Raw genomic sequence first — 11,276 nt, 5'->3', positions numbered from 1 at the left:
CGCGCCGCGCCAGGTCGGCCGAGAAGTCGGTGAGGCCCACCCTCAGGGTCTGGAGAATCAGGCGGCTGCCAGGCCCCTGGCTGGGCGGCGAAAACATCACCATGTCGTTGACCAGGAACACCCAGTCGCCCGGGCGGAGCCGGTCGACGAGCCCGGGCACCACCCGGTTCCAGTAGGCCCGGTTGCTGGCGGCGAAAGGGCCACTGCCGCCCAGGGCGGCGAAGTTGCCCACCGGGGAGGCGGCCCAGGCGGAGGTGATCGTCACGGCGAAATTGTCGTTGGCCACCAGGTCGTCGAAGGCTTCGGCGAAGGAGGCCGAGAAGGAATTGCCGACCACCAGCACCCGGTGGCGGGCCTTGGCGAAGTCCCCGAGGGTGCAGGCCTCGATGGAAATCCTCTTGTCGGCATCGGCCGCGTTGGCCAGGACGCAGGGGGAGCCCTGCCAGGTTCCGGCGGCGCCGGCCACCCGATAGGGATCAAGCAGCGATTCCACCCCCATCCCGGCCGGAACAGGGTTACGCCCCGCGTAGAGGCTGAACGGTGGCAGGTTGTCGACCCCGATCAGCAGACCCGCCCCGGCCGCCAGGCTGCCCACCCCGACCGCGATCGTTCCCCTGCGTCGGGGTGCCCAGGAGGCCTGCCTCAGGGGCTGCTCCACCCAGCGGTAGGAGGCCAGCGAAAGAATCACGATCAGGGCGACCTGGAACGGCAGCGACCACCAGTGCAGGCCGATGGTCCAGCGGCTCAGGGACAGCACGCCCCAGTGCCAGAGGTAGAGGGAATAGGAGATCAGACCCACGGCCACCAGGGCCGGCAGGCTGAACAGTCGGTAGGCGGCGGTGCCCTTCCTCAGGCTGCCGATCAACAGCGTGGTGAACACCACGGCGGCGACCGTGGCAGGGATCGCCCAGCCCAGGGGCAGCAGCATCACGCCCACCAGGCCGAGGGCCGGTGCCAGCGGCGGCAGCCGGTCCAGCCCCCGGACTGCCGCCGGCCAGACGCCGCCGGAGCAGAACAGCAGGCATCCGGCCCCCATCTCCCAGAGCCGCGGCGGCATCAGGAAGTAGGCGGCGGCCTGCTGGCTGGGATACAGCTGAACAAAGGCGATCAGGGACGCCAGCGAGGCCACCCCCATCACGGCGAACAGGTTCCGCTGGCCGCCGGCACCGGGGCGGGCGAAGCCCGTCAGCCAGGCCACCACGGGGAACAGGAGGTAATACTGCTCCTCCACCCCCAGCGACCAGGTGTGGGTGAAGGGGTTGAGCTTGGTGGCGGTGCCGAAGTAATCGGTGGCCTGCCCATGGAGGTAGACGTTGGAGAAGCCGAACAGGGCGCTGATCCCCGTGCGCAGGGCCGTATGGGGGCGGGGGATCACCAGGCAGGCCAGCAGCCCCCCCACCACCACGAAGACCAGCAGCGCCGGCACGAGCCGTTTCAGCCGGCGGCTGTAGAACCCCAGCAGCAGATCGCCCAGGGAGCGGGCCGGGCGGCGGGTGAGGGACGCGGTGATCACGAAGCCCGAGATCACGAAGAAGACGTCCACCCCCAGGTAGCCGCTGGGCAGGAGCCGTTCATCGATGTGGTTAAGGATCACCGCCACCACGGCCAGGGCCCGCAGGCCGTCGATCTCGGCCCGGTAGCCGCTGGGCGAGGCGGGAGCGCTGCCTCTGGCCAGGGAGTCCTGGGAGCGGACGGCCCCGATCACGCGCCCACCCCGTCGCGATCCTCTTCCGGGCCTCCGTCCCTGTGTCGGGCCAGCACCAGCACCCCCACCGCCGTGGGCAGCAGCACGGTGCACACCCGCAGCACCAGGGTGACGGCCAGCGCCGCCGATCGATCGACACCGAAAGCCACCGCCAGACCGATGGCCGTGGCCTCCGCCGTACCGACGCCCGCCGGCAGGAAGGAGAGGACACCGCCGAGGGCCATCGCCGTGCGGATCACGGCGGCCTGGGTCAGGGGCAGGGGATCCCCCAGCAGCTGGAGCAGCCCCATCAGCGCGGCCGCCTCGACCAGCCACACCAGGGCCGCCAGGGTGGTGCCCACCAGCAGGGGCCCGGGCCGCAGCAGCCGGCGCAGCCGGCTCACCGCCCCGAGGGCTTCCCGCAGCAGCCGCGTCAGACCGCGCCAGCGCCGGTGGGCCGGCAGCCGGTCGAGGAACCCCTCCAGGCGCCGCAGAGCGGCCGGGTGGGTCAGCAGCCAGGCGCCGATGGCCAGGGTTCCCCCGCCCGCCAGCAGGGCCGGCAGAACCCGGCCCCCCAGCCCCCAGGCGAGCACCAGCAGGGCTCCGGCCAGGTCTGTCACCCGCTCCGCCAGGGTCACCCCAACGCCCACCTGCACGGGGATGCCGTGCCGCCGCTGCAGCCACAGCCCGCGCAGGGCCTCTCCGCTGCGACCTGGCGCGGCCACCAGGGAGAGGCCGGCCGCGTAGATCCGGCTGCTGGGACGCCAGGGCAGGGGGTGCCCCAGCTGCCACAGGTAGAACTGCCAGCGCTGGAACATCAGCAGATAGCCGAAGGCCACCAGCGCCGGCACCACGACCCAGCACCACCAGGGCAGCGCCGCCAGTGAGCGCATCACGTTGGCGAAGCCGAACCAGAAGCTCAGCCCCAGGTAGACGACCAGCGTGGCCACCAGGCCCAGGAACCAGCGCTTCTGCATCAGCGGCTGGAGCGCCTCCGGCACGGATGGGGGGCGCACACCGGCGTGCTCATGGCGTGAAGCGCAGCTTCTGGGCTGCATAGAGACACATCCGCGCCAGGATCAGCCCCTCCTTGACGTGGGCGATGTTGGAGCTGCCGTAACTGCGCTCCTGGTAGCGCACCGGCACCTCCACGATCTTGAGGTTCAGCTTGGAGGCGCCGAACAGCAGGTCGAAATCGCCGAAGGGGTCGAAGTCGCCGAAGTAGGCGCGCCCGGCCTTGAGGCGCTCGTAGTCGGCCTTCCAGATCACCTTGGTGCCGCAGAGGGTGTCCTTCAGCCGCTGGCGCAGCAACCAGGAGAAGGCTGCGGCGAAGAAACGGTTGGCGGCCGTGTTCAGAGGCGGCATGGCGGCGCTGGTGCGGGGGTACACCAGCCGGCAGCCGTTGACGAACTCCCCCCGGCCCTCGGCCAGGGCCTTGTAGAACCGCGGCAGGTCCTCGGGACGCACGGTGAGATCCGCATCCAGGATCATCAGCACCTCCCCCTCGGCCTGATCGAAGCCCAGCCAGACGGCGTCCGCCTTGCCGCGGCCGCTCTGGCGCAGGGCCCGCAGCTGCAGTGGGCCGGTGTAGGCCGCGCAGACCCGCTCGATCTCGGCCCAGGTGTCATCGGAGGAATGGCCCTCCACGAACAGCACCTCGGTGGCCGACCCCAGCAGGGGCATGCGCTCGATGGCGGCGGCGATGTTGCCCGCCTCGTTGCGGGCGGGGATCACCACGCTGACGCGGGGTCGGCGCTGGGCCGGGGTGGCGGGACGGGCCACCAGCCAGTGGGTGAGCCCGAACTGCTCCAGCACGGGCAGCTGGCTGAGCCAGCGGTTGGCCAGGGGGCCGAGCAGGGGGACGCGTCGTGGCAGCAGGCAGCGGTGCCCCTGCTTGAGCACCTCCCAGCCGGCCAGGTCGAGCAGGTTCTGCACGTCCCTGGGGGTGAGCCAGCTCTCGGGGGGCTGGGGCTGGCGCAGACCCAGGCTTTCTGCCGTCTTCAGCAGGGGCTGCCACAGCCAGTTGTGGAAACTCACCACCAGCCGGGTGCGGTCATGGCAGAACGCCGCCAGCCGCTCGATCACCCCCTGCACGTCCTCAAGGGTGTTGAGGGTGTTGGCGACAAGAATCACATCGAAGGGCTCGCTTTCCCCGATCGCCTCCGGGTCGATGGCCGCCGCTTCGGCGCAGAGGATGCGCAGGTTGGGATGGGCCGCCCGGGCGGCTTCGGCGATGGCGGGATCGCGCTCGATGCCCACCCCGTGGCCAGGGTGGGTGGCGGCCAGCAGATCCCCCAGGCCGCAGCCGATCTCGAGCACCCTCAGGCCCGGAGCCACCAGCACCTGGTGCAGCCGGTTCAGGTCGTCGTAATAGGCGCGGTTGCGGCGGTGGAACCGTTGCAGCCCCTCGGGCTTGAGCGTGCCGTTCATCGCAGCAGGGCCAGGGTGCCGGCCACATCCAACCGCAGGCCACGGGCCACGATCCGCAGCGTCCGCAGGGTGCGGTTGCCGGGGTCGAGCCGGGCGGCGGCATCGAGCGCCACCTGGGCCTGGCCGGGGTGGAACCGGTAGAGCTGCACGAAGCCGAGGGCCATCAGGGCATGGGGATTGGTGGGTTCGAGGGACACGATGCGCTGCAGGGTGTCGACGGCCCCATCGGCGTGCCGCTGCAGCGCCTGGGCCAGGGCCAGACCATAGAGGTCCTCCAGGTCAGCGCCTCCGGGGCTGGGGGGACGGCCCTGGAGCCGGGCCCGCAGCAGCCGCTCCCCCTGGGCGAGATAGATCTGCTGGGGATCGCGCTGGTTGATCTGTCCCACCTGCTGGAACAGCAGATCCAGCTCACCCCGGCGCAGCAGTCTCCCCAGGGCGAGCAGCTGGTCGATGCGGTTGGGAGCCGCCCCGCCTTCAGGTCCGGTGGCGAGCTCACCGGCGGCCGCCACGCTCAATGTCAGCGGGGCACTGCGCAAGGCCAACGGCCGTCCCTGGCCGTCGATGGCACGGGCCCGCAGCCGGTAGGACCCGTCCGGCAGACCGGCCGGCACCACCAGGGCCAGCCGTTCGCGGACCTCCAGGCAACCGGAAGCTCCGGCGCGCACCATGCCCTGACCGATGCCGCGGTCGTGGCGCCAGTCCGGCCGCCAGTCGAGCAGCAGCAGGCCATCCCGCAGCTGGGCCGCCGGCCCCCGCAGGCGGCTCACCAGCACCGCTTCGCGGCCCGGCCGCAGGGGAGCGGGCGGCTCGACGCTGAGATCCAGCTGGAGGCTGGAATCCGGCCCGCAGGCCACCGGTGTCACCGCCAGGCTCAGGTCCCGCCGCCCGAAGAGCTCGGCGCTGCTGCCGTCGGGCAGGGGCCAGCGGCCGGCGGCCTGGAACGCCGGCGAGCGGCGCACCTGGGCGTCGAGGGCGGCCTGGCGTTCATCGCTCATCACCCCCTGGTCGCCCCCCTTGAGCAGGAACCAGTCGAAGCCGGCCAGGTCGCCGTCGAGCTGGTCGACGGGGGCCACGGTCTGGCGGGCCGCGACGCGGAAGGTCTGGCGGCGTCCTTCGGCGTCGAGGTTGAAGGCGTTCAGTCCCTGGCTGTCGGGCAGCACCGCCAGGGTGGAGAGCTGGTGCGGACTGCGCTGGCGGATCGTGGCCACGATCGCCTCCAGGGGCCAGGGGGGGCCGGCGATGGGGGGGCGTGGCGGGAAGCCGGTGGGATTGGCCGCCAGGGCGAACTGGCTGGCCAGGGCCCCCCAGACCCCGATTCCCACCACCGCCAGCCGCCAGCCGGTCGTCCATCGACCGATGGCCGAGGCCAGCAGGATCCCCAGTCCGAGGCACAGCTGAGGAACCATGGGCAGGACGAAGCGGAAGTCCTTGGTGCTCATCAGGGTGGCCAGCAGCAGGGCCCCGAGCGGAAAGCTCAGCCACCAGGCGAGCTGCGGCCAGGGCAGGGCGTTGGCAGGGGCGCCGGGTCGCCGCCACCGGCTCAGCAATCCTCCCGCCACCACCACCGCCACCAGGGCGGCCCCGGCCATGGTCGGCAGCAGGCGGGGGTAGAACAGCCAGCCCGCCAGGGTGTTCGCCTCCAGCCCGTCCTGGTACAGGACGCCCCACTGGCGGGCCTTGTTGACCGTGGAGAGGATCGTCAGCCAGTTCTGGCTCCACCAGGGCCAGGCCACGGCCGTCGCCGCCGCTAGCGCCAGCAGCAGTTCGGCCAGCCGGCCGAAGCGGGCCTTCCGGCCACGTTGGAGCAGGGGAACGAGGGCCATCCAGCTCAGCCCCAGCAGGGGCAGCCACAGCATCACCAGGCCAGTCGGGCGCGTCAGAATGACGGCCCCGAGCCCCAGGCCGCCGCCCAGGCTCCAGAGCCAGGGGGGCCAGGGTCGGGCCAGCACCCGGACGGTCAGCAGCCACCAGGTGGCCGTGAGCACGGCCGTCAGGCTGAAATCGATCAGGTAGTCGCTGCGCTGGTTGAGCAGGGCCGGTGCGACGCCGCAGAGAAAGGCGGCCCAGAGGCCGGCCGCCCGGCTGTGGGCCAGGCGCCCCAGTCCGTACAGGCTCCCCAGCAGCAGGGCCTGGAACACGCTGTTGGAGAGGATCGCGCTGCCATAGCCGGGCCCCAGCAGGCTGAACACCGGTGCCGTCACCAGATAGGTGAAGGGCCCCCGGTAGGTGGGGGTCTCGGCCCAGAGCCGTTGCCACCAGAGCGGATCGAAGGGCGCCGCCTCACCCAGCTCCTGCCAGACCCCCAGGGCACGGCTGAGATGTTCCCCCTGGTCCCAGGCCGGCGGCTGGGCGTGGCGCTGCAGCCAGAGGACATCCAGGAGCAGCCCGGCCAGCCACAGCCCGAGCAGGATCCAGCCGTCCCGGCCGCGCGCCCGCCTCATCGAGCCGCTCCCGGCGCCTGGGCCAGCACCCAGGGCTCCAGCTCGGGGGCCTGCAGCCGCACGGGCCATCCAGCCGGCAGCTCCCGGCGCCGGATCCACACCCGCCCCCCTGGGGGCACCCCTTCGGCGGGGCCGATCCGGGGCGTGAGCCTCGGGCTGGCCAGGGCCACCAGGATCAGCCCGGCATGCTCCTCGCCACTGAGGGGGGCGCCGGCCACGGCTGCGATCGGCCCGGCCGCCACGGCCGCGGCGGCTTCAGGGCGCTCCAGGGCCTGCCGTTGCCGGGGGCTTCGATCGGTGAACAGGCCGGCCTGCACCAGCAGGGCCAGGGCCAGCCAGGGACCCACCAGGAGTGCCCCGAGCCGGCGGGAACCGTGGCGGCACCAGGGCACCAGGGCCCAGGCCAGCCCCAGGCACCCCGCCGCCACGGCGAACAGCTCCGGAGCCGGGGCCAGGCCCGCCACCCCATTGGCCACCAGCCGGCCGGCCGGCGCCCCGGGCCAGAGCACCGCCACCGACGCCAGCACCAGGAGCAGTCCCAGGCCCCCGGCGGCGAGTGTCGCCCCGCGGGCCCAACGGCCGGCTCCGGCGCTCCAGGAGCGCAGGCCGGCGGTGGCCGCCAGGGCGACGAAGGGGGTGAGCTGCAAGCCGTAGTAGGGGGTCTTGGTGCGGAAGGCGCTCAGCAGCAGCAGCATCAGGACGGGATACAGGAGCAGCAGCAGGCGCCGGGGCCGCTCCAGCGGTCCGGCCAGCCAGCCCCACCAGCCCGCCAGGGCGAACAGGCTCCACGGGACGGTGTTGGCCGGCAGGTTCCATAGGTAATAGAGCGGGCCGGCGCTGTAGACGTCGCTTTCCGACAGGTAGAGCAGCTTCTGCCAGAGGCCCGCCACCACCGGCAGGCCCAGCACCTGCAGGCTCAGGCCCAGCCAGAGCGCCACCGGCAGCCAGCCCAGGGCGAGGCCGAGCCAGAAGACGGGCCGCCGCAGCAGGGCGCGGCGCTCCAGCAGCACAAAGGGCAGCAGGGCCAGCACCGGCAGCGCCACCATGAAGCCCTTGATCAGGAAGGCCAGGCCGATCCAGGCCCCGGCCAGGAGAGCCCAGTGCCGTTCGCGGGTATCGCCGGCCCGCAGCAGGGCCAGGATCCCCAGCAGCTCCAGGGCCAGCAGCGGCATGTCCTGGCTGGCCAGGTGGGCGTAGTCGAGCCAGAGGGGGGTGAGCGCCAGCACGGCCGCGGCGAGCCGACCGGCCCCCTCACCCCCCAGCAGCCTCCTGGCGAGGGCCGCCGTGAGCAGCAGGGAGGCGATGGCGGCCACCAGCGACGGCAGATGGGCCACCCAGGGGGCTATCCCGAGCAGCCGGTAGGCCACGGCGACCAGCCAGGGCAGGCCGATGGTGCGATCGAAGATGACCTGGTCCCACCAGGGGAGAGCCAGCCACTGGCCGCCCTGGACAATCCAGCGGGCCTGCAGGGCGTAGTAGCCCTCGTCGTGGGCCAGGTAGCTGCGCGGCGCCGCCGTGAGCAACAGGGGCAGGAAGGGCAGCGTCGCCCACGGGGCCTTCATGGGCAGCACTCTGCAGCAGCCCCGGGTACCGGACGTTGTGTTTTCTGGCACATGGACACTGGATGGTCAGGTCCCCCCGGGGGATTCTTCATTTGGCGCATTGCGCCGCTTCCGTGTGAGGAACCCATGAAACTCTTCCAGCAACTGCTGGTTGCTCCTGCAGCCCTCGGCCTGCTCGCCCCCGTGGCGGTCCAGGCTGCTGAGCTCAACATCGACGGCGTCAACAAGTACGCCGCCGAAGAGCAAGTCACCAGCATCAACCAATTCTCCGACGTCAAGCCCACCGACTGGGCCTTCCAGGCCCTGTCGAACCTGATCGAGCGCTACGGCTGCGTCGCCGGCTACCCGAACGGCACCTACAAGGGCGGCCAGGCCATGACCCGCTACGAAGCGGCGGCCCTGCTCAACGCCTGCCTCGACCGGATCACCGAAGTGACCGACGAGCTGAAGCGCCTGATGGCCGAGTTCGAGAAGGAACTCGCCGTGCTGCGCGGCCGCGTCGATGGCCTGGAGGCCAAGGTGGGCGAGCTCGAAGCCACCCAGTTCTCCACCACCACCAAGCTGAGCGGCCAGGCCACCTTCGTGATCGGCGCCAATGCGTTTTCGGGCAGCGACACCGCCAACGTCGATGCCGCCAGGGCCGCCGTGGGGGCCACCACCTTCAGCTACGACATCCAGCTGAGCTTCGACACCAGCTTCAGCGGCAAGGACCTGCTGCGCACGATCCTGCGGGCCGGCAACTTCGCCGATTCCGCCTTCGGCGGCGCCGGTCCCACCGGTGGGCTCTCCACCCTGGAGGTGGCCTTCCAGGAGGATTGCGGTGGCGCCGCCGACTGCGGCGACGTGGTGGCGATCGACAAGATCTTCTATCAGTTCCCGATCGGCAGCCAGTTCACCGCCACCTTCGGCGGCCGCGTCGGCCAGGAGGACATGCTCGCCCTCTGGCCGAGCGCCTACCCCTCCGACACCATCCTGAACCTGTTCACCCTCAACGGCGCCCCGGCGGCCTACAACAAGAACCTCGGCCCGGGGGCCGGTCTCTGGTGGCAGCAGGGCGGCTTCAGCATCAGCACCAGCTACGTGGCCGCCAACGGTGATGTGGGGGATCCCAACATCGGCGGCATCGGCACCGTGGCCTCGGCCGGCACCGGCACCGTGCAGATCGGCTATGCCAAGGAGCAGTGGGGGCTGGCGGCGATCTACTCCCGCATCCAGTCGGGGGTGGGGGTGCCGGGCACCACCCCCTTCACGGGGCTCACCTTCGAGGCCAACCCCAACAGCCGTACCGATGCCTTCGGCGTCAGCGGCTACTGGCAACCGGCCAGTTCCGGCTGGATTCCCTCCATCAGCCTGGGCTGGGGCATCAACGGCACCAGCTACGACACCGCCCAGGCTCCCGGGGCCCTGCGCACCAGCCAGTCGTGGATGGTGGGCCTGCAGTGGGACGACGCCTTCATCAAGGGCAACGCCCTCGGCATGGCGGTGGGCCAGCCCATCTTCGCCACGGCCTTGGCCGACGGCCAGACGCCCCAGGACGGCAACTTTGCCTGGGAGTGGTGGTACAAGTGGCAGGTCACCGACAGCATCAGCGTCACCCCGGCCCTCTTCTACCTGAGCCGGCCCCTGGGGCAGGACACCACGCCAGGCACCACGTTCCGACAGCTGGGCGGACTGGTGAAGACCAGCTTCCGCTTCTGATCCCGCCCGGCGGGGTCGGATGATGGCCAGGACCTGGATGGCCTGGCCACCATGGATCTCACGCCGTTCCTTGGCAGCCTGGAGGGCAACACCTTCGATGAGGTGCTGCTCACGGTGGCGGCCGGGGGAAAGGTGGCCATCGCCATGAAGGGTCGCTTCCTGCTGCGGGCCCTGTGCGAGAGCATCAGCGACCGCAGCCTGATCGGCTGCGCCATCACCCACGAACAGGGCTGCCTCGACTACCTGAAGCGGGATCCCTACAACCTGCTGCTGTGCACCGATCACCTGGAGAGCGGCAACGGCTTTGAGCTCACCCGTCGGGCCAAGGCGCTCTATCCCGATCTCAAGGTGGTGATGCTGGCCCTCGGGGATGTGATCCCTGCTGAGTTCGAACACGCCCCCTGGCTGGAGGCCGTGGTGGCCGAAGCCGACATCGTCGACGACCAGCGGCCCCTGCAGGCCGCTGTGATCGCTGTGATGGGGCACCACTCCTACCGAAGCCCTTCGCTGCGCTCCGGCAAACTCCCCTACCTCAGCTGTCCCCGGTTGACGCCGCGGGAGTACGAGGTGCTCGACCTGCTGGCCAGCGGCCTCAGCGACCGGGACATCGCCCGCAAGCTGGTGGTGAGCGACGCCACCGCCCGCACCTACACCAAGCGGCTGCTGCAGACCCTGGGGGTCAACAACCGCCTGCAGGCCGTGCTCAAGGGGGTCCGCTGCGGCATGGTGCAACTGGGCTGAGGCAGGCGGCGCCTGCTCAAGCGGCTCTGGAGATGGGGATGGGGATGGGTCGCCTGAGATTCGAACTCAGGACCAGTCGGTTAAAAGCCGAATGCTCTACCGCTGAGCTAGCGACCCGTCGCTGGGGAAGCTATCACCCGGCGGCGACCCTCTCCAAGCCCGCCAGCCGCGCCACCCATGACCAGCCCCGACGCCTGGCCCAGCCGCTGGGACGCCCCCCGCATCGACGCCGCCGCCTGGGTGGCCCCAACGGCGGTGGTGATCGGCGATGTGCGGCTGGCGGCGGGGGCCAGCCTCTGGCCCACCGCCGTGGCCCGGGGGGATGTCTGCGAGATCGCCGTGGGGGAGGGCAGCAACGTGCAGGACGGCGCCGTCCTGCACGGGGATCCAGGCCAGCCCGTGACCATCGGCGCCGACGTGACCATCGGCCACCGGGCCGTGGTCCATGGCGCCACGCTGGAGGACGGCTGCCTGATCGGCATCGGCGCCATCGTCCTCAACGGCGTCACGGTGGGGGCCGGGGCCCTGGTGGCGGCCGGCTCGGTGGTCACCCGCGACGTGCCCGCCGGCGCCCTGGTGATGGGGGCTCCGGCGGTGGTGAAACGGCAGCTCGATGCCGCCGCGATCGAGGCCCAGCGCCAGCACGCCCGCCGTTACCGCCAGCTGGCGGAGGTTCACGCTGGACTCCGTTAGGATCCCGACATCGTTTTCCCCTCCCCC

8 protein-coding genes and 1 tRNA gene are annotated in these 11,276 nt (G+C 71.4%); 3 read left to right on the top strand and 6 right to left on the bottom strand.

Annotated features, from left to right (window positions below):
* The 5 genes from KBZ04_RS01085 to KBZ04_RS01065 form a co-directional block, all read right to left on the bottom strand.
* Positions 1 to 1,705, bottom strand: a 1,705-nt coding sequence (locus KBZ04_RS01085; protein ID WP_254990065.1) for an acyltransferase family protein, incomplete at its 3' end; no start/stop codon positions are given.
* Positions 1,702 to 2,700 (bottom strand): YbhN family protein, encoded by a 999-nt coding sequence (locus tag KBZ04_RS01080; RefSeq protein ID WP_254990064.1) that lies wholly within the window; start codon positions 2,698 to 2,700, stop codon positions 1,702 to 1,704. The genes KBZ04_RS01080 and KBZ04_RS01085, both read right to left, overlap by 4 nt.
* A gap of 10 nt (positions 2,701 to 2,710) precedes the next feature.
* On the bottom strand, positions 2,711 to 4,114 hold the full coding sequence (locus KBZ04_RS01075) for a glycosyltransferase (RefSeq protein ID WP_254990063.1): 1,404 nt from the start codon (positions 4,112 to 4,114) through the stop codon (positions 2,711 to 2,713).
* Positions 4,111 to 6,555: a hypothetical protein gene (locus KBZ04_RS01070; protein ID WP_254990062.1), complete on the bottom strand. Its 2,445-nt coding sequence runs from the start codon at positions 6,553 to 6,555 to the stop codon at positions 4,111 to 4,113. The genes KBZ04_RS01075 and KBZ04_RS01070 overlap by 4 nt, the downstream gene beginning before the upstream one ends.
* Complete coding sequence (locus KBZ04_RS01065) at positions 6,552 to 8,117, bottom strand: ArnT family glycosyltransferase (RefSeq protein ID WP_254990061.1); 1,566 nt, start codon at positions 8,115 to 8,117, stop codon at positions 6,552 to 6,554. Before KBZ04_RS01065 ends, KBZ04_RS01070 begins: the two co-directional genes overlap by 4 nt.
* 126 nt (positions 8,118 to 8,243) lie before the next feature.
* On the opposite strand from KBZ04_RS01065, the gene KBZ04_RS01060 reads away from it, so the two are divergent.
* Together KBZ04_RS01060 and KBZ04_RS01055 are read left to right on the top strand one after the other, a co-directional pair.
* On the top strand, positions 8,244 to 9,815 hold the full coding sequence (locus KBZ04_RS01060; protein ID WP_254990060.1) for an iron uptake porin: 1,572 nt from the start codon (positions 8,244 to 8,246) through the stop codon (positions 9,813 to 9,815).
* Positions 9,816 to 9,866: 51 nt separating this feature from the next.
* Positions 9,867 to 10,556, top strand: a complete 690-nt coding sequence (locus KBZ04_RS01055; protein WP_254990059.1) for a response regulator transcription factor — start codon at positions 9,867 to 9,869, stop codon at positions 10,554 to 10,556.
* Between the two features lie 45 nt (positions 10,557 to 10,601).
* Here KBZ04_RS01055 and KBZ04_RS01050 read toward each other — a convergent pair.
* Positions 10,602 to 10,673, bottom strand: a tRNA-Lys gene (locus KBZ04_RS01050).
* 60 nt (positions 10,674 to 10,733) lie between these two features.
* Here KBZ04_RS01050 and KBZ04_RS01045 point away from each other — a divergent pair.
* Positions 10,734 to 11,249, top strand: coding sequence for a gamma carbonic anhydrase family protein (locus KBZ04_RS01045; RefSeq protein WP_254990058.1), 516 nt, complete (start codon positions 10,734 to 10,736; stop codon positions 11,247 to 11,249).
* The last annotated feature ends 27 nt before the right edge of the window (positions 11,250 to 11,276 follow it).

It is taken from the genome of Cyanobium sp. N5-Cardenillas (assembly GCF_024345515.1).
Classification (GTDB): Bacteria; Cyanobacteriota; Cyanobacteriia; order PCC-6307; family Cyanobiaceae; genus Cyanobium.
Note: the sequence above shows the minus strand (reverse complement) of the source record. Positions and strands in the feature narration are given on the sequence as shown.

What these genes read in the sequence shown, in the direction of transcription:
- KBZ04_RS01075 (WP_254990063.1), bottom strand. Translation starts at nt 4,114, where the DNA reads ATGAACGGCACGCTCAAGCCCGAGGGGCTGCAACGGTTCCACCGCCGC.
- KBZ04_RS01070 (WP_254990062.1), bottom strand. Translation starts at nt 6,555, where the DNA reads ATGAGGCGGGCGCGCGGCCGGGACGGCTGGATCCTGCTCGGGCTGTGG.
- KBZ04_RS01065 (WP_254990061.1), bottom strand. Translation starts at nt 8,117, where the DNA reads ATGAAGGCCCCGTGGGCGACGCTGCCCTTCCTGCCCCTGTTGCTCACG.
- KBZ04_RS01060 (WP_254990060.1), top strand. Translation starts at nt 8,244, where the DNA reads ATGAAACTCTTCCAGCAACTGCTGGTTGCTCCTGCAGCCCTCGGCCTG.
- KBZ04_RS01055 (WP_254990059.1), top strand. Translation starts at nt 9,867, where the DNA reads ATGGATCTCACGCCGTTCCTTGGCAGCCTGGAGGGCAACACCTTCGAT.
- KBZ04_RS01045 (WP_254990058.1), top strand. Translation starts at nt 10,734, where the DNA reads ATGACCAGCCCCGACGCCTGGCCCAGCCGCTGGGACGCCCCCCGCATC.